This window comes from Pedobacter psychrodurus (assembly GCF_032678585.1).
Classification (GTDB): Bacteria; Bacteroidota; Bacteroidia; order Sphingobacteriales; family Sphingobacteriaceae; genus Pedobacter; species Pedobacter psychrodurus_A.
On record NZ_JAVTSN010000018.1, the window covers coordinates 75,469 to 93,088 of the forward strand.

Consider the following 17,620-nt stretch of genomic DNA (forward strand, 5'->3'; position numbering starts at 1 on the left):
AGATTAAGCTGGTTAGAAAAATAAAGGGCGAACGCAACTGATGAAAATCTCATGCAGGGGCAAAAACAGCAATTAAATGCTGAAAATAATTTTATACAGATTAAAGAATGCCTGTGGGCTGATTTGATTGTTTACCTGAAGCGGTTGGGTTTTGGCCTTGAGCCTTTTTAGAAATGAAAATATCCTCCATAATACGATCTTTTGTTGTTAACAGTAAATATTATTCGGGATGAATACTCAAATATAGCCGAATATAAACTTCAATTAAAAATGAAATTCACTTTTTTTACACGTAATCCGATAGCTAATGACAATTCGGATGATTTGGGTGGTATTTTCTGGTAAATTTTACATAAAGACCGAATTTATGGCAAAATACGAGTAACAATAATTTAAGCCCTAAAATTTTGAGGGCTTAAATTATGTTGTAATCCTTTTATGGAACCTGATTTAGCAAAGCAAGCATTTTATCCTGTGCATCATCAGCATGCATCCATTCTACCATCTCCAAGGCATCCTGAGTCGCTTCAGTAGCTCTTGTTAACATTTGTTTTTCATATGCTGAAATGGCGGCTTTAATACTTTGAAAATCATTATCCGTAAGGTTTTCACTTAGTTCCAATGCATCCAGCATGGCTAAATTTACCCCTTCGCCAGATGGTGGCATAATGTGCGCCGCGTCTCCAAGCAAGGTGATATTGGCTTGAGCTTCCCAACATTGATCTAAAGGCACATTGTATTGTGGGCGAAGCATAAGTGGCAAACTTACCTTTTCGAATAATCCGAGCCATATGGCATCCCAACCCACAAATTCTTCTTTAAACCATTCCATCACCTGTGGCCGGTCTGAAAAGTTTATCCCACAGTTCTTGGCCCAGTTTTCGTCCACTTTGCAACTGATATAGAAATCTAAACTGCCATCACCCTTCGATGAAATATGCATGAATTTTCCACCGCTGTGCACATAAATTTTCCCACCTTTTAACAATCGACTCATATCTGGGACTGTTGTTTCGGCATCAGCTACATTACCCTGCAAAATGGTCGTGCTGGCATAAGAAGCCTTGATGGGCGTCACAAATGGACGGATTTTAGAATTTGCCCCATCAGCACCGATAACGATGTCCGCAAAGGCCGTTGTTCCATTTTTAAATTCCAGTTTCCATTGATCGCCGTCCTGTGACATGGCTAAAAACTGACTGTCCCAAACTACAGTATCGGGCTGAAGTGAATCTAATAAGATTTCGCGCAGTGGGCCCCTGTCAATTTCAGGCCTGAACCATTCACTATCAAAATCTTTGTTTGCGTCTTCGATATGCTCGTCATAAATAATTTTGCCCTGGGGATCAATAATTCGACCCTTATCGGCACCTGGCCGGTAGTTTGCTTTAAAAGCTTGCATTAAACCAGCCTTTTCGATTGCTTTTAAGCCCGATTCGAAATGGAGATCAAGCGTGGCGCCTTGCACGCGTACGGCCCGGTTTAAATCTCTTTCGTAAACTTTTACGGTTGCGCCGTTAAGCTGTAAAAGCCTGGCCAGTGTTAAGCCACCCGGACCACCGCCTACAATGGCTACCTGTTTGTTATCTAACAACATATATCTTTATTTTAATACATCAAATTAATGCCAATACAAAATTGTTATTACTTTTAGGGATAAAATAGCTATATATGTTATTAAAATAGTCGTAAATGAAAATATCGATTACAGATAAGGGTTCGGGTATCGCGCATCAGTTTGCGAAGGCGATAGGCGCTAAAATTGAGGGCAGATACATCTATATTCCGGAAAGCAAAGGCTCTGGTTATATCACAGGTTTTTCATGGGGCAACGAGCTGCGCATGATGATCCGATATTATCACCTGAAGGAAGATGTTTTTATTGAGCGTACAAACGAGCTTGCGGAAGGGCAGGAGGATGTTGTTTTTTTATTGAGCGGGATTTTTCCTTCTCCAGTACAGCCTCAGGTACAGCTATCTGCAGAGCAGGTTAATGTGTTGATCTGTATGCATGCGGTTTCTTCCGTAATGGCCATGCCCTCTAATACCAGTTTTGGAAGTATCACCATTGCTGTTTCGAGGCAGTACCTACGCTCGCTTTTTGGCAAAATACAACACCCGATTGTGGAAAGTATATTGGTATCGAAAGATAATTTTGTTTTTGAAACGGCTATTTCGCCGGAGATGATCAAAACTGCAAGCGAGATGTTGCATCAGCCCGTGCCCGAAAGTCTCGAAAATCATTATTATAAATTGAAATGCGAAGAGTTGTTGTGCCATATTTTTGCGTTACTGCTGCAAAGGGAGGCTGTGCCAGCTAGCAGTATGCACATTAGTGATATCAAGGCCATTTATGCTATTAAAGCACACTTACATTTGCATTTGGCCGAAGCACCTAATGTTGCAACACTCGCCAAAACTTCGAACATGAGTGAACCAAAACTCCGCAAATTATTTAAACAGACTTTTGGAAAAGGCATATTCGAATATTACCAAACAGTAAGGATGCAGGAAGCCGCAAAATTATTAAAAGAAAAACGGTTTACGGTTTCGGAAGTGGGCTATCAATTGGGCTTTACGAATTTGAGCCATTTTTCGAGGGTTTTTGAGCAACATATTGGCATGAAGCCGAAGAAGTATTCAGTTGGTTAGTATATTACCAAGGGCAACTTGCAGGATCAGGAAAATATTCTTCGCTGATGTATTTCCCTGTTGGCCCATCTGCGCCAATCAATGCATATTTCGCAATGCAGCGTTTTGCCTGCTCTGGACTTTTTATTTTATTTCCAGAAATAGATTGTGTAAATTGAAATGTTATTGCCGCAAGGCAACATAGAACAAATCTATTGGCGTTAATGAATACTGACCTCTTTTTTCAAAAAATCCGGAGTTATTACAACATTTCAGCAGAGGCAGAATTTGCGTTTAAAAACTTGCTGAGGTTTAAAAAATACAGTAAAAATGAAAATTTTATCTCCCTGGGACAACAACCCAAAAAAGTAGCTTTTGTACTCAGCGGACTTTTTTCTCAAAACTACCTAACTGATGAAGGAGATGTAGTGATCAAATATTTTTTTCCTGAACAGAGAATGGCGGCTTCTTTAAGTGCAATGCTTGCAGGCAAAGCCAGTATGTTTTATATCACGGCCATTGAAGAAACGATGGTGATTGAATATGATTTTTTTGAATTTAAAAAGCTATTTACTCCCTTTCCTGACCTTGCCATGTTTTACATCAATTATACCGAACTGCATTGGATTATAGAAAAAGAACCCTTAGAAGTTACCTTTCGGACTGAAACAGCCGCCAAGCGTTATGATGATTTTCTTCAAAAATATCCAAACCTGGTAAAAAGGCTTAAAAAACACCATATCGCTTCCTATTTAGGGATTACGCCAACCCAATTGAGCAGAATATTTCTCACGAACAAATAATTTTTTCATTTTCTCAACATATGTAAAATTTTAGTCCAGATCGGTGCTCCATATTTGTGTATCATTTATAAATTAAAATATACAGAAATGGCAACTAAAATTTTTATCAATCTACCAGTGAAAGATTTAAGCAAATCAATTTCATTCTTTTCGGGCCTTGGATTTAATTTCAATCCACAGTTTAGCGACGAGAAAGCGGGATGTATGGTCATCAGCGACAACATCTTTGTGATGCTTTTAACGGAAAGCTATTTTCAGACTTTTACAAAAAAGCCGGTGTCTGACGCAAAAACGACAACCGAAGTTTTAATTACTTTGGATAGCCATTCAAAAGAAGAACTTAAACAACTGGTTGAAAAAGCGGTGGCATCAGGCGGTACTGTTTACAATGAACCACAAGATCATGGCTGGATGTATCAGCACGGTTTCGCTGATCTAGACGGTCATCAGTGGGAACTGGCCTATATGGATATGTCGCAATTACCAACTGAAGAATGTTAACCTAAATTGATCAAAATGTCAACATTCAATCCAAAATTCGATGAATATATTGCAGGATCTGCAGATTTTGCAAAACCAATCCTAAGCTATTTGCGGGAAATCATTCATGAGGCATGTCCTGAAGTTGAAGAAATAATCAAGTGGGGGATTCCCCACTTTGATTATAAGGGCGATATGATGTGTATTCTGGCAGCCTATAAAAACCATTGTTCTTTTAGTCTTTACAAAGCGGAGCTGATGCGCGATCAAAAGCTCATCGATAGTGTAAAAGCAGGGAAGAAGATGGGTTATATGGATAAAATAAAAGCTTTATCTGATTTGCCCGACAAGAAAACATTAGTTGCCTATATCAAGGAAGCCATGGTTTTAAATGAAACTGGGGTAAAAAAAGTGAAACCTGTAGCCGACAAGCCAAAAACAATTGAAGTACCGGATTACTTTAGCGAAAGGCTCGAAGGCCATCCAGTGGCGAAAGAAATTTTTGATAGTAAAACACCCTCTTTCCGAAAGGATTATCTGGTTTGGATCACTGATGCAAAAACAGAAGCAACCCGTCAAAAAAGAATAGATCAGTCTCTGGAATGGATCGCAGAAGGACAAGGAAGGTTTTGGCAATATGAGAAATGAAAGCCATCTGATTCAAACGCTTAGTTCATTCTTGATTTGTTTTCTAAAATTGAACGTTTAGCGATACTTTTTGAACGTTGGCCTATCGCGTTGCCTGAATAGACAGTCTACCTTTGGTTTATTCAAATAAATCAAAAATGACAACAACAACATTCACTTTAAAAAGTAACGAATTAGGCGGACAGCTCAATCAGGAACAATATGTCAATGGCATGGGTTTTAACGGACAGAACCGCTCACCACAGCTTTATTGGGAGAACGCGCCGAAAGAAACCAAGGCTTTTGCCCTGACCATGTACGACCTCGATGCACCAACGGGCAGTGGTTTCTGGCACTGGGTGGTTTTTAATATTCCGGTACACATCAACGAACTGCCATCTGATGCCGGCGACCCGGTCAAAAACTTAATGCCAGAATATGCGGTACAAAGCAATACGGATATGGGTACACCAGGTTATGCCGGCGCTGCACCACCCGAAGGTACAGCGCACCGTTATCTGATCACCGTGTATGCGCTAGCTCAAAAACTCGATCTGGATAAAAACGCAACGCCCGCTTATGTAGGGTTCAACCTGCATTATGCTACGCTCACTAAGGCCTCTTTGTTGGTTTACGGACAAAAGCATTAAATTAGCCTGAAATGAAACCAACGGAACCCATCTCCATTTTTAGCTATAAGGCAGAAGGAAACAGCACCAGAAACAGGATTACCCTCCAGCAAAACCTTTTTAGCTTTTTGTTGGAAGGTGAGAAAACTGTGTATTATGCGGGCACAAAGATCGGTATCATACCGGGTCAGTTCCTGTTGCTTGCTGCAGGCAATTGCCTGATGAGCGAAAAAACGGTTACATCCGGTGGTCATTACCGAAGCATTTTGATCTCTTTCGATAACGCAATACTTGCTGATTTTTTCGCCAGACAGCAAAATCTGCTTCGTATTCAAGCCGAAAAAACCCTGGAAGAGCCTATCCTGCGTTTTGAACAGGATGCTTTTCTCGGTAATTTTATCAGCTCCCTTGAACATATGCTTGCAAATAATCAAAGCATTTCACCGAATATGCAACTGGTAAAATTGCATGAATTACTGCTGTATTTAGGGGAGAATTATCCAGGTGAACTGCAAAAACTCCGGGGCATTAGTCAGGAACCTGTTGACGATATTCTGATCAGACAGGCAGTTAATGCGAATATCGATCATCCGGTAAGCGTCGAAGAGCTGGCCTTTTTATGCAATACGAGTTTATCTACCTTCAAACGTCGCTTTGCCAGGATCTATTTCACCTCGCCAAGCAAATGGCTGCTGGAAAAAAGAATGCAAAAAGCGGCCATGCTGCTTAAACAGGGAAATGCCACTGCCAGCGAAATCTATTATGAACTTGGCTACGAAAATTTATCCAGTTTTATACAGTCTTTCAAACAGATACACGGCATCACGCCCAAACAGTATCAGTTAAATAATTAAAAATGAACAAACAATATTTTACCGGCTTAGCTGCCTAGAACAGCTGGGCGGATGATAAAGTGATGGCCTGGCTCAGCCAGATCAGCGACACACAATGGGAGCAGTCTCTTTTGAGCAGTTTCGGCAGTATTAAACAGACCAGTGTCCATATTGCTAGCGCAGAAAAAATATGGATTGATTTCTGGACAAATGAAACCAGACCCGTTTATCTGTCTGCTCATTTTGAGGGTTCTAAAAATGAGTTGATTTACATTTGGGAAACGGCTTCAGCAGGGATGCGGAATTTTATAGAAAACCATGCCGAAGAAAATTATAGCGATCCGGTTACATTTGTTTATCCCAGAGGTGGATCCGGACAGATGGCTTACTGGCAAAGCTTTGCGCATATCGTGAACCATTCTACCTATCATCGCGGTCAGTTGGTCAACCTATTGCGACAGGCGGGTTTTACTGAACTATCTTCGCTTGATCTGGCCACTTATTATTTGACGAGCACGGCAATGATATTATAGAAGTAGCATTACATGCAAAAAACCTCACATTTCTGTGAGGTTTTCCATGATCCCGCTGGGACAAATCAGACCATCTTTGATCAACTATTTTGCCAGTTCCGGAAATTTCTTGATCAGCGCTATATGATTTAATCCAGCCTTTTTAATGGTTGGTAATGGCATTTTTAGCCTATCCCAAGCTTAAATTTCGTTGTATTCCCATACACCTGAAATGGTAAGCAAAGTCAGTCCGGGCTGTTTTTCACCATAACTGAAAATACAAATATATTTTGAACCACAAGATGGGCAATCTGTTCCAAAGTACAGTGTTGGTAAATCATTTACCGTCAGTTCTCCAAAATGAAGTGAAGTTTTTGAGGTTTCGGAAACAATTTTATGCCTTAATAGTTCATCTTTAGCTAAAACCTTTTCGTTATTGTACAATTGGAAAATTGGAAAACCTGATTCATAAGGCGTTATTTTAACGGTATTTTCTTGTCCGCAATTGCAACATTTGAATTTTGCTCCTGCCAGGAGGTCAATCTCAGCATTACTGAACCTATCTTTTTCAACAGATACCTGATTTTCAATAAAAATTCTTTTTGAAATTGAGTACATCTAAATTATTTTATTGTGCAATCACCACACCCACAGCTCCCGGATATTTTCCACTTGGATTTTTCTTAATCGTTACCTTGATATATCCTTCCTGGGCCAGTTTATTCCAGGTTTTTTGGTAACCAGTCATTAGATCGATCGGTATTTTCCACATGGTCTGCTTACCATAACCCGCCTGGTTAAACCAGGGTATGATATCTGCTGTTTGGCCCCCGAAATTTAGCGAATTATTTAGAACTTCTATTTCATAATAAAAATCATAGGAATTTTCAGGTTGATTCAAGGCCCTTTGCCCGAAAGTATATACAGATCCATTGATAATCGGACTTGTAAAACTACCGCCTAAAGTTGGCGCCCCGGTTCCACTATAAGTTCCGATTGCACTACTGTACCTGTCATATTTTTGCCCCATCGTGATCGGTGTATCATCTACTGTATTGAAACCTCCGTTTGCAGGTGGCCATTTTCCATTTAAATTGTTATTTATAAATAAAGTTTCCAGATCGCCCCACTTTTTTGATTTGTATAAATCGTAAACGCGATCTCTTATCGTCTGACTTACAACATTCGAAGGATCGTAGGTGGCAGCCAGTTCGTTTGCATTTTTGTAGAACTCAGTGGCCGGTTTGTTCGGCTGTTCATTTAAAAGGTCGTCCTTATCTGACCTGCAGGCCACAGAAAATACGGCAATGTTTAAAAGCAGCAGGTACTTCAATAAATTTTTCATAGTTGTTCGTTTGGTTTATTAAATTAGGGTTTAATAATAGATGGATGATGATGTAAAATCAGACATGAAATTACATGACGAAGCTAATATTTTTTTTTATAGTAAAAAATACAATTATATTATAATATTTACTACATGTATAAACATATAAGTTTTATGATACAGGATCATTCCATTAGAACTTGATGATTGAAATGCTTCTTTTTGTTGGCGGGCAACAATTGAATAATAAAAAAAGGGGATAGTAAAGTAAATGGTTGTCCTTTTCTAGCTTAATAAGCTCCGCTTGATCTGAAAGCAATGGCCTAATTCACAGATTTTAGAATATAGGAAAAGATTCTGCAGCCTTCACATATAGGGTGAGAACAAAATAGCTCCTCAACTTTTGTAACACGTTGCTTTTTGCTTGTCCAAATCATGGCGACAATGAAGTTGCTATTAAACTATTGTAAAAATGGACAAATTAAAAAATAAAGTTGCTGTAATAACAGGGGGTAGCAGTGGGATTGGTTTGGCGACAGCCAAAGAATTTATCGCAAACGGAGCAAAAGTTGTAATTTTTGGACGGGGTAAACAAGCCCTCAGTGAAGCGGTAAGCGAACTTGGCTCAAACAGTTTTGCTGTGCAAGGAGATGTTTGTAAACAATCAGATCTGGACAAGTTGTTCGAAGAAACGGAATCTAAATTTGGAAAAATTGACGTTCTACTCGTAAATGCTGCACAAGCAAAATTGGTAACAATTGCAGACACAACAGAAGTTTTTTTTGATGAAATGATCAATGTAAATTTCAAAGGAGCTTACTTTACGCTTCAAAAAGCTATTCCTTATTTAAATAATAACGCTTCTGTAGTGATTACAACATCCTGGTTAAATAGTATCGGTTTTGGTGGGAGCAGTTTATTAAGTGCAAGTAAAGCAGCATTACGTTCTGTTGTTCGGGTTGCATCGGCCGAATTAATTGAAAGAGGAATCAGGGTAAATGCCGTAAGCCCAGGAGCCATCGGAACGCCACTTTGGGGTAAAATTGGGTTACCTGAAGAGGTATTAAAAGCAGCGGGCGAAACCATTACAAATCAAATCCCTGTTAAACGTTGGGGTCAACCTGAAGAAATTGCTAAAACAGTACTATTTCTTGCTTCTGATGATTCGTCCTATATTATCGGCAACGAATTAACAGTAGATGGTGGTTTAAGGCAAATTTAAATTGTAAATTAACTAAAGCAAATTTGATGGTTTGCTTTAGTTTTATTAAAAATAAATGGATAATCCTTTTCAAATAAACTATACCGACGAAGTAGATTCGGGTTTGGTAAAACTAGCAATTGGTGGTGATAAAAAAGCATTACAAATTCTAATTGGCAGACACCAATTGTTCATTTATAACCTTGCGATAAAAATGACCAAAAGTGTTGAAGATGCAGAAGACTTAACGCAAGAAGTATTGATAAAAGCAATTACTGCACTAACAAAATTTGAAGGGAAAAGTAAATTCAGAACCTGGCTATATAGAATAACTGTAAACCACTTCATAAACACAAAAAAGAGTAAATCCGAATTGAAAACAATAGACTTTGAAAGTTATTTTAATTCAATTGACAATATTCCTGTTCACGAACTAAATGCAACTGAAGAAAATGAACTCAAAGACACCATAGAAGAAATTAGAATAAGTTGTACTGCCGGAATGTTACTTTGTTTAAATAGAGAACAAAGAATGGTTTATATCCTAGGCGAAATGTTTGACATTGACCATAACTTAGGTTCGGAAATTTTAGGAATTACGGCAGGTAATTTTCGTATTCGGTTAATGCGGGCAAGACAGGACTTATATAATTGGATGAATAAAAGATGCGGTTTGGTGAATAAATCTAACCCTTGCAGATGTGCTAAGAAAACAAGGGCCTATATTGATGCTGGAATTGTTGATCCTCACAATTTAGTATTTAACACCCGCCACAAGAAAAAGGTATATGAGCTGTCAGGACAAAAGGCTATTTTAATTACCCATACAGTAGAAGATTTACATAGAAATATTTTCCGGCGACACCCAATTCAAGAACCTTTAACATCATCAAAAATAGTTAACGAAATATTTAACAATAAGCTAATAAAATCAATATTGGATTCATGAATATCGTCCGGTAAACTATCCATTTTGAAAGGTGCTTCCGTTTGGTAACTCAACGGCATTCTCGTAACTAAGACTAAGCCGAACAAACGATGGGACCTATCGTAGAAATTTTTTGCTCCTATGCGCAGACCCGCTCAAAATCTCATTTTAACAAAAAACCTCCAAGCTTTAGACTTGAAGGCTTTTGTGATCCCGCTGGGATTTCCCGATAAAAATCGGGATCATACTTCTCATCCCAGTTTTTGCTGCGCAAAAAAAAAGACAACATTTTCATGTTGTCTTTTTGATCACTCTGTGATCCCGCTGGGATTTGCACCTAGTGCTAAAATCAGCGTTTAAATAGTATTTTAGGCTGTTTTGTAATTCTACTCATTGAATTACTCACTATTTTTTTAATACGTTTTAGCTGCAATTGCTATATATAAATATACATGTTTAGCATAAAATAAACAATTATTTTGAATTTTTTCACTATCTGATTAAAATCAACTAAGACATTTAACTTTTTCTAATCCAGATCTTTGAGAAAACGAACGTGTTTGTCAAGTAGTTCCTCAGAAACATTAAACTGTTGTCCAAGTCTCTTATGCCTCTCCAAGGTTCTGTAAAATCCCATGAAATTTTCCAAATGGCTGTTGTAGGATGTAAGCAAATCTTGAGCATCTTTGATTGCAAAATAACCATCTTTATTTGATCCTATTCTATTACTCCTCTTCAGAGGATTGATAAGCCAGTTTTGTATATTACTGTCTGTAAGTTCATTATCTGTAATCCCCAGAGAACGGACTTCTTCTACAATTTTTTCTCTTTTTAAAGGATTAGAGCTATTATTACTTCCAGACTCGAGTAAATTATAAAGTGTATTCCTCAGAGCTGTTAGATCTCTAAAATATCCTGTTGCAAATTCTTTTTTGTAACCTTTTCCAGCAACTCCGATTAATTTGTCAGAAACCAATGTACTCTCTTTTGAGTCTATCTTTAGCCCCAAATCCTTAAGTTCGTATACATCATCAGAAAATGTGTAAATCAAATGATTCTCGAGCAAGATGTCGATGGCATCTGTCCAAGGATTTTGATAATTCTTACTTTGAGAAAAATATTCGAATTTCACCCCTAAAAGAATATTGTTAATGGTCATATCCAACATTTTGTTTATCCAACTTACGTTCCCATTTCTATAAAATGTTCCTAGATTATCGATTAATGTTGAATAAAGTCTATCTTCCAAATTAGCTAGAGCGTCAATGATGGACTGATCCGTAACATCATCAAGCTTTTCTAATACTAGTGCCTCACATTCCCAATATACCGAGTTAGTAAACTTAAATTTTTGATCTTCATTAATGGGTAGTGCGTGAAGAACGGAACAAGTTTCCATCAAAGAGTCCATATGGCTATTGAAATTTCTTACATATGCTTTTGCACGATAGGATTCAGAAAATTCAAAATTATCTAATGATTTATTTATCAATATTATATTCTCCATCATTGTGCTCTTTTAATTCGGATAAGTTGATTTGGAATAGCTGGTGCTGAAAAATTAGTCACATAAAACTGATGATTTTGCCTATATGGGTGATTCTCGTCAATTATTTCAAGCTCAAAAGTAAATTCATTAATTATCTGCCCTTGCTTGGATAAACCGTAATAGATTGCCCCCGTTCGGCCGGGAATAAATTTATTGTAAATATTTGCTTGTCTTGGTGTTACTGTTTTGGCAGAGTGGGGTCAATAGGATTGGTATTTTCACCCACTTTTAGGTTACTTCCCATTGTGGCAGAAACTAATTCTGCATTTAGTCTATTTTTAGCTCGCCGATCGTTTCCAGACCATAGTCTTTACGGAGTTCCCTGACGAATTTGCTTGGGCGGCTTTTATTGTAAAGCAAGAACACCTGATGGCGTGCCCTGGTGAGCGCAACATAGAACAGCCTGCGCTCTTCGGCATTTTCATAGCTGCCTCCATCTCTAAGCAGATAGTCCAGCACGGGGTCATCGGCTATTTCTGAGGGGAAACCAAATATTCCGGAATCTACGTCCAGCAGAATTGCATGATCACAGGTGAGCCCTTTACTGCTATGGGCAGTATGATAGGTAAGACGGAAAGTTGGGTGCTTTTTCTGCAAGACAGCCAGATCCGGTGGACTGTTGTGGCGGTAGCGTCCGATGAGAAAGATGTTTTTTCGTGCTGTGCTTTTCGGGATCCTGGCCAGTATTTCATCGATGCGGTCAAACCGGTAAAGATCTGCCTCCGCTTTTTTCATTCTCCGGTAGGTGAGCGGTACGAGTGCAAATGCAGGAAACGTTGCATCAAAGGGCGAGGAAAGCTGTTTTCGCAGCTGTGCCGGGTTCTTTTGGATAAAGCTGCTGCTGACCGATAATATCTCGGTGTTAAATCTGTAAGTTTCCAGTACACTGTTGTGGGCGGTCGCTCCGAAATGTTCGCTGAAGTGGGTAATGATGGAAATATCGCTGCCGTTGAAACGGTAGACCGACTGCCAGTCATCGCCAACAGCGTAGAGTTTTGCGGCAGGGTTTGCCGATTTCAAGGCGGTAAGGAGTTTATAACGCCCCTGCGACATGTCCTGAAACTCATCTACCAAAATGTATTTGTAGTGTTTTGAAAATGTGCCCTTATTAATATAACCAGTGGCCAGATTGACCATATCATTGAAATCGATCGAACCTTTCTTTTTTAATTCCTGTTCATAGCCCTGGTAAAGCGGGGTGAAGACATCAAGAAAGACTGCAAAGCGCAGTTCAGTTTCCTTTGACCTCAGTTCAGTGGGAAACGTTCCAGCAGACTTCATCAGGTTCAGAAAGGAGTAGATCAGGCCTATGAAACCGTCCACCTGGCCACTTTTTTTGAACCTGCCCAGGATTTCCTTTGGATCTCTTTTGTTCATCACCACGCCCATGGTAGTAAGCTGCTGTTTGAGCGAACGTAAAAGTGTACCGTTCCTGTTCTGATAGGAGTGGGTGCGTAGCAGCCTGGTCTTATATTTTTTGTGGATGCCTTCCTTCCATTGTATGCCATGGTGGTAATATTCCCTTGCGCTGGTAAAAGGGGCGCGGTAGGAAAACCAGGCCGGAACATCTCCGTTTTCATCGATGCCATAATGTTCGTGGTAGATGTCGTAGCCGGGCAGGTAAAAGTCTGGCGCGTAGTGCTGGAAATCCGGATTGCGGTCTTCGCGTTCAAGGGGAAAGAGCGATTCATATTCATAGTTCACCTGATGCAGGTAAAGAAAGTTGGCAATCTGCAGTTCTTCAAAGCTTTTCACTTCCTGGCCGTCCAGGCTGATGTTGCGCTGTGATTCCAAGTGCCGCTCATATTCTGCTGCCGAGTTGAACTCGAAATCGTCCTTGACCGGACGGTTAAAGAAGGCCAGGAAATTGGTGGCCTTGGACTGGAAGTCCTCGTCCTGCAAAAACATTGCATCGAACCGCTCCTGCAGGAATGCCTTGGCCCGGTAGTCCTTTCCATCGAAGGCAATTGTTTTGGGATGGGGGTTGCAGTAGCGTACGACCTGGTTGCCGAAACTGTTGAAGGTTCGGAAATTGATGTTTTCCACGCCTGATCCCTTGCCACAGAAGCGGAGCGTACGCTCATACATTTCCTCGACCGCGGTATTGGTAAAAGAGATCACTAAGATATCCTCAGGCAAAGCGAGTTTTTTGCGCAGCAGGTAGGCGATCTTGGCGCTGACCGTGGTGGTTTTTCCGGTACCTGCCCCGGCGATGACCAGGTTATTGTCCTCCTCACTGACCACTGCCTGCATCTGCTGCTGTGATAGCGGGTATTTTTCCAGCCTGGAGAAGAATGTTTGATAGTGGTCTATTTCTGACCGGGTAAAGGCCTGGTTGTAGTCAGTGCGGTATTTTTCGATGTCGCGGTGCAGGGAGGCGAAGCGGTCAACTATTTTGAACTCCTGTGTTGTTAAGCCGTATCTGGCATAATGCTTAGGTATGCGGGAAAGCAGGTGCTGATGGGCTGCGCTGAGCTGCCGGTAGTCGTAATGGGCAAAGTAACGCGAGCCATCTAAGTAGGGGCCGAAATCCAGTGCTGCTTTTTCGATGGCAGGCAGCAGCGCAATCAGTTCCTGTTTATCCTCCATGCGTTTATGCCAACGGTAGTAGAGGTACCACGCGCCAAAGGTGAGTATAAAGAGCAGGATTTTTACTGCATCGCTTGGGCCGCGCTGTTTGTTCATGGATGGTATTGTCTGGCGATAAAATAAAGCTGCAATGATACGCAAAATCGCTTATTGGAATAAATTTTGGGTCAGTTTTTCGGGCCGAAACTTCCTTTAGGCAGGTGATTATACCTGCGTTTTCTAGCTTCTATTTTATTTGCCCGGTGGAAAACCCGGAAGGCGGCGCCGTGGAAATGTGGTTCTGGGGAAAAGGGGATTGTATATGCCTATTCCGGCTTTTTTCAAGGGATTGCTGTGAATGATATTGTCGTAGAGGATGATTCTGCACTGATCGAGATTACTTATGAAAAGTTTATGCAGTTGAGGGATGGTTGCGGTGAGGAGCCTGGCTGCCGGAATGCCAGGTGTTTGGATACATGATTACCCTGCCTGCCGCTTTTCTTGTTATACCAGGCAGAGGCTTGGATCCGGGCGGATGTTAGATGATTTGGTCAATGATCGAATTTTTAGCGATATGTTTAGTGGAACTGCCGGGCATCTGTTTGAGGTTCAGATACCCCTTGTCCGGATTATTTTTTCTCTTTGTTAAAAATGAAGCTTTTTCCATCCTGCTTCAAAGTCATCTGTTCTTTCGCTGCATCGAACTCCATTACAACGCTTGCGGCATCCGACTTGAATATGTTTTTTGCTACCGCCTCGAATGCAAGGGCAGACTGTCCTGTGGGCTGACCGATGAGTTGATTGCCGTTTTTGCTGACCGTTATCTTGATGGGCAGGGCGCTTGTGCTGTATACGCCGAGATAAGCGTCGAGGTCTTCCGCTTTAACCGTGAAGGACTTAAAGCTTGGTATCTGATATGGTTTACCGTTACTGATGCTCAGCAGCGCGATAGAGATATCGTTCAGCGGGTAGTTAAGGCCGTTTACGCTGGAGGAGATCGAGATGCCGCTTTCTTTGAAACTATAAAGGACGCTGTAGGTTCCATAGGTTCCGCCGTTGTGGCCCAGGCCCGTCTGGCCATAAAAAGGAACGCGAAGCAGTCCCATGGCAAACGGGTTTTTATCATTGAATGCGCTCATCTGGGCATAGCTGGCCTGATTGATGAGTTTACCTGATGAGAGCGCATCCATAAAGCTCAACAGATCTTCGGGCGTTGAAAGGATGTCGCCAACGCCAATCACATTGGGAAAGTAGATGTCTTTGACATCCGTCCAATGGTCCAGCATGGCATAAGGCCTGGCTTCATTCTGCCCTTTATTGTTGGGTATGCCGGAAACTGTGTTCTTAAGGTTTATTTTTTTCGAAATGCGGTCATTCAGCAAAGCACTATAGGATTTACCGGTGATTTTTTCGAGCACATATGCCAGGAGCAGATATCCGGAATTGGAATACTGCTGTTTTGCACCCGGTTCAAAATTTACTTTCCTTCCAGCAATGGTATCGAGCAGTTCTGCCCGTGGATGTGGTGTTGTGATCCAGTCTTTATCGCTTACTTCGTTAACATAATCCATGAGCCCACTGGTGTGTGAGAGTAGGTTTCCAATGGTGATTTTTTCAGCATTGGGAAGCTGGGGGAAATATTTCGAGAGCTTGGTATCAATTGTTAGCTTACCCTCTTCGATCAGTTGGAAGATCATCGCAGCTGTGAAAACCTTGGTGATCGAACCGATCCTGTACCGGGTTTTAGCGCTTGCAGGGATGCTGTCCGGTGAAAGGGAGCTGTAACCCAATGACCGCTGGTAAACTATCTTACCGTTTTTGGCAACTGCAAAACTGCCCATGCTTTTATGGTTTGCATCAAGGGCATTGAAGAAACTGTCAAGTTTTGCTGTATTGAGCTGTTGGGCCTGGGAGCTGGATATGCATAGAAGGATAAAAAATAAGTTTATAAAAATCTTTTTCATATGGTCGTCTGATTCTGGATGAACAGGCTAAAGTGGCGGTCTGCATCGATGTTTATACTTTTGCGCCCTTGCCTTGCTAAATTCAAATGTAGTAAAAGGACGGCTGATTTATAAATAAAGCTGCTCTTTGCGGACACGGAAAAACTCAGTTTTGTTGTGTTTTTGTTAACTTTAAGGATATATTTTTCCTGAAGTGAAATTACTAAAGACTAGTTCAGTGCTGAAAGTGGTATTCAAAGCCATATCCGCAACAGTAGAATAACCAAAGGCTACTATAAAGAAAAAACTGGCTGATTAAAAAAAATGAGAGTAGATGAATTATAGCATATTTGAACCTGAAATGCCCCGGCTGAACCTTAGTCAGGAGGAATTAAAGCAACATGTCTCAGCGCAGCTTAAACTGATGAATGGTGACAGCTTTCAGTATAACGGGATAATTGCACGCACAGCAAATTTTCTGAATTCTCAGAGCATCGGATTTACCGCCGTTTCCAATACTTCATATAAGAGCGAGCTAAATTCAATGGATAAAGGTCGGATCAGGGAGATTATTTGGGATTTTATAATTCTCCGGTATATCACGATCGGCAGTTATAACGGAGATGAATGGCCGCATTTATCATTTACTGAATTGGGTAAAACGTATTTCTCAGCAGGTTCGTTTTAGGATCTGTTTGATGGACTGTGTTTCCTTCATCTGGATGTATTATAACAATCTATAAACGCAGATCCGGTCATTTTGTGGATGATCTGCTGTATTTTCCATGCGGATCATATCACGCAGTTTCCCTGGTTGGATCTGGTTGTGGTCAAGAAATTTGTCTACCCAGACTTCTTTTACATTTCGTTCCTTTTTGGTGCTGCTGCGTTCGATGTGGGCATAGAATAGCCGCTCATAACGTTCTGATGGGAATAAGTTATCCAGGTCTGCCAATGTGAAGTAATGTTTAAAATAATCATTGTTTGCGGGACTAGCGGGGTTGTTGGCATAGTATTGATCGGGATGAACCGATATGTAAACGAAGGAACCTGCCGATAACTGTGCCTCTATTTTTGTCAGGATCTTGACGCAGTCTTCCAGATTGAAAAAGTGCATGATGTTGGCCAGGAAAACAGCCGCATAGTGCTCTTGCGGTAATTGATCATTGAAGATATCCAGGTTTTGCAAGATTAGCTGGTTTTCTGACGCGGCTAATTCCTCAAACCTAAGCTGAAGCTGTTCCAGCTGGTAGTTATCATTGTCCACGCCGATAAGTCTTTTGCCTTTACCGGCATAATCCAATAAGAAACTGGCCTGCCCACATCCAAAGTCTACGATTGCACCATCGGTCAGTTCATCTTCGAAATCCCGTAGGGGATTGAAGGCTAGCTTGATGATTTCTTTTGTGGTGTAAAATTCTGAGAATGTTTCCCAGTAGAGGCGCATTTGTGTGTCCATGAGGAGAGGTTAATTTTTATGAAAATACGTAAATACCATTTCTTAACAAAGTTTAGAATTAAATATCTGTTTATTGTTCAAGGTTAGCTATCAGGATTTCCAATATTGATAATTATATTTTTTTTTAATT

At 40.6% G+C, this 17,620-nt stretch carries 16 protein-coding genes and 1 pseudogene; 10 read left to right on the forward strand and 7 right to left on the reverse strand.

Annotated features, from left to right (window positions below; translation table 11 throughout):
- Positions 1-436: 436 nt before the first annotated feature.
- Entirely contained in the window at positions 437-1,597 is a 1,161-nt protein-coding gene (locus tag R2S57_RS13625) for an NAD(P)/FAD-dependent oxidoreductase (RefSeq protein ID WP_316845501.1), read from the reverse strand.
- 95 nt (positions 1,598-1,692) lie between these two features.
- Between R2S57_RS13625 and R2S57_RS13630 the strand changes: the two genes are divergently transcribed.
- The 7 genes and pseudogenes from R2S57_RS13630 to R2S57_RS13660 form a co-directional block, all read left to right on the forward strand.
- Positions 1,693-2,652 (forward strand): AraC family transcriptional regulator, encoded by a 960-nt coding sequence (locus tag R2S57_RS13630; protein WP_316845502.1) that lies wholly within the window; start codon positions 1,693-1,695, stop codon positions 2,650-2,652.
- Between the two features lie 203 nt (positions 2,653-2,855).
- Complete coding sequence (locus tag R2S57_RS13635) at positions 2,856-3,434, forward strand: Crp/Fnr family transcriptional regulator (RefSeq protein ID WP_316845503.1); 579 nt, start codon at positions 2,856-2,858, stop codon at positions 3,432-3,434.
- An 87-nt stretch (positions 3,435-3,521) separates the two neighbouring features.
- Positions 3,522-3,935: a VOC family protein gene (locus tag R2S57_RS13640; RefSeq protein ID WP_316845504.1), complete on the forward strand. Its 414-nt coding sequence runs from the start codon at positions 3,522-3,524 to the stop codon at positions 3,933-3,935.
- Between the two features lie 15 nt (positions 3,936-3,950).
- A complete protein-coding gene (locus R2S57_RS13645) occupies positions 3,951-4,562 on the forward strand; it encodes a YdeI/OmpD-associated family protein (RefSeq protein WP_316845505.1) in 612 nt (203 codons plus the stop codon).
- Positions 4,563-4,699: 137 nt separating this feature from the next.
- The gene (locus R2S57_RS13650) at positions 4,700-5,191 is read left to right on the forward strand and encodes a YbhB/YbcL family Raf kinase inhibitor-like protein (RefSeq protein ID WP_316845506.1); all 492 of its coding nucleotides are present in this window, start codon (positions 4,700-4,702) and stop codon (positions 5,189-5,191) included.
- Between the two features lie 11 nt (positions 5,192-5,202).
- Entirely contained in the window at positions 5,203-6,024 is an 822-nt protein-coding gene (locus R2S57_RS13655; protein WP_316845507.1) for an AraC family transcriptional regulator, read from the forward strand.
- Positions 6,025-6,074: 50 nt separating this feature from the next.
- A pseudogene (locus R2S57_RS13660) lies at positions 6,075-6,536 on the forward strand (DinB family protein); the annotation flags it as partial.
- Positions 6,537-6,716: 180 nt separating this feature from the next.
- Here the strand turns inward: R2S57_RS13660 and R2S57_RS13665 are convergent.
- Both R2S57_RS13665 and R2S57_RS13670 read right to left on the reverse strand, forming a co-directional pair.
- The gene (locus R2S57_RS13665) at positions 6,717-7,133 is read right to left on the reverse strand and encodes a hypothetical protein (protein WP_316845508.1); all 417 of its coding nucleotides are present in this window, start codon (positions 7,131-7,133) and stop codon (positions 6,717-6,719) included.
- A gap of 10 nt (positions 7,134-7,143) precedes the next feature.
- Positions 7,144-7,860, reverse strand: a complete 717-nt coding sequence (locus R2S57_RS13670; RefSeq protein WP_316845509.1) for a hypothetical protein — start codon at positions 7,858-7,860, stop codon at positions 7,144-7,146.
- A 454-nt stretch (positions 7,861-8,314) separates the two neighbouring features.
- On the opposite strand from R2S57_RS13670, the gene R2S57_RS13675 reads away from it, so the two are divergent.
- On the forward strand, positions 8,315-9,064 hold the full coding sequence (locus tag R2S57_RS13675) for an SDR family oxidoreductase (protein WP_316845510.1): 750 nt from the start codon (positions 8,315-8,317) through the stop codon (positions 9,062-9,064).
- A 55-nt stretch (positions 9,065-9,119) separates the two neighbouring features.
- Positions 9,120-9,992: an RNA polymerase sigma factor gene (locus tag R2S57_RS13680; protein ID WP_316845511.1), complete on the forward strand. Its 873-nt coding sequence runs from the start codon at positions 9,120-9,122 to the stop codon at positions 9,990-9,992.
- A 508-nt stretch (positions 9,993-10,500) separates the two neighbouring features.
- Here R2S57_RS13680 and R2S57_RS13685 read toward each other — a convergent pair.
- The 3 genes from R2S57_RS13685 to R2S57_RS13695 form a co-directional block, all read right to left on the reverse strand.
- Positions 10,501-11,481: a hypothetical protein gene (locus tag R2S57_RS13685; RefSeq protein ID WP_316845512.1), complete on the reverse strand. Its 981-nt coding sequence runs from the start codon at positions 11,479-11,481 to the stop codon at positions 10,501-10,503.
- Between the two features lie 306 nt (positions 11,482-11,787).
- The gene (locus R2S57_RS13690; protein ID WP_316845513.1) at positions 11,788-14,205 is read right to left on the reverse strand and encodes a UvrD-helicase domain-containing protein; all 2,418 of its coding nucleotides are present in this window, start codon (positions 14,203-14,205) and stop codon (positions 11,788-11,790) included.
- A gap of 512 nt (positions 14,206-14,717) precedes the next feature.
- Complete coding sequence (locus R2S57_RS13695) at positions 14,718-16,052, reverse strand: serine hydrolase domain-containing protein (RefSeq protein ID WP_316845514.1); 1,335 nt, start codon at positions 16,050-16,052, stop codon at positions 14,718-14,720.
- 313 nt (positions 16,053-16,365) lie between these two features.
- On the opposite strand from R2S57_RS13695, the gene R2S57_RS13700 reads away from it, so the two are divergent.
- On the forward strand, positions 16,366-16,719 hold the full coding sequence (locus tag R2S57_RS13700; RefSeq protein ID WP_316845515.1) for a hypothetical protein: 354 nt from the start codon (positions 16,366-16,368) through the stop codon (positions 16,717-16,719).
- Between the two features lie 39 nt (positions 16,720-16,758).
- Here the strand turns inward: R2S57_RS13700 and R2S57_RS13705 are convergent, their stop codons facing one another.
- Positions 16,759-17,490, reverse strand: coding sequence for a class I SAM-dependent methyltransferase (locus R2S57_RS13705; RefSeq protein WP_316845516.1), 732 nt, complete (start codon positions 17,488-17,490; stop codon positions 16,759-16,761).
- Between the last annotated feature and the right edge of the window lie 130 nt (positions 17,491-17,620).

Coding starts and splice junctions, on each gene's coding strand:
- R2S57_RS13625 (WP_316845501.1), bottom strand. CDS start 1,597: ATGTTGTTAGATAACAAACAGGTAGCCATTGTAGGCGGTGGTCCGGGT.
- R2S57_RS13630 (WP_316845502.1), top strand. CDS start 1,693: ATGAAAATATCGATTACAGATAAGGGTTCGGGTATCGCGCATCAGTTT.
- R2S57_RS13635 (WP_316845503.1), top strand. CDS start 2,856: ATGAATACTGACCTCTTTTTTCAAAAAATCCGGAGTTATTACAACATT.
- R2S57_RS13640 (WP_316845504.1), top strand. CDS start 3,522: ATGGCAACTAAAATTTTTATCAATCTACCAGTGAAAGATTTAAGCAAA.
- R2S57_RS13645 (WP_316845505.1), top strand. CDS start 3,951: ATGTCAACATTCAATCCAAAATTCGATGAATATATTGCAGGATCTGCA.
- R2S57_RS13650 (WP_316845506.1), top strand. CDS start 4,700: ATGACAACAACAACATTCACTTTAAAAAGTAACGAATTAGGCGGACAG.
- R2S57_RS13655 (WP_316845507.1), top strand. CDS start 5,203: ATGAAACCAACGGAACCCATCTCCATTTTTAGCTATAAGGCAGAAGGA.
- R2S57_RS13665 (WP_316845508.1), bottom strand. CDS start 7,133: ATGTACTCAATTTCAAAAAGAATTTTTATTGAAAATCAGGTATCTGTT.
- R2S57_RS13670 (WP_316845509.1), bottom strand. CDS start 7,860: ATGAAAAATTTATTGAAGTACCTGCTGCTTTTAAACATTGCCGTATTT.
- R2S57_RS13675 (WP_316845510.1), top strand. CDS start 8,315: ATGGACAAATTAAAAAATAAAGTTGCTGTAATAACAGGGGGTAGCAGT.
- R2S57_RS13680 (WP_316845511.1), top strand. CDS start 9,120: ATGGATAATCCTTTTCAAATAAACTATACCGACGAAGTAGATTCGGGT.
- R2S57_RS13685 (WP_316845512.1), bottom strand. CDS start 11,481: ATGATGGAGAATATAATATTGATAAATAAATCATTAGATAATTTTGAA.
- R2S57_RS13690 (WP_316845513.1), bottom strand. CDS start 14,205: ATGAACAAACAGCGCGGCCCAAGCGATGCAGTAAAAATCCTGCTCTTT.
- R2S57_RS13695 (WP_316845514.1), bottom strand. CDS start 16,052: ATGAAAAAGATTTTTATAAACTTATTTTTTATCCTTCTATGCATATCC.
- R2S57_RS13700 (WP_316845515.1), top strand. CDS start 16,366: ATGAATTATAGCATATTTGAACCTGAAATGCCCCGGCTGAACCTTAGT.
- R2S57_RS13705 (WP_316845516.1), bottom strand. CDS start 17,490: ATGGACACACAAATGCGCCTCTACTGGGAAACATTCTCAGAATTTTAC.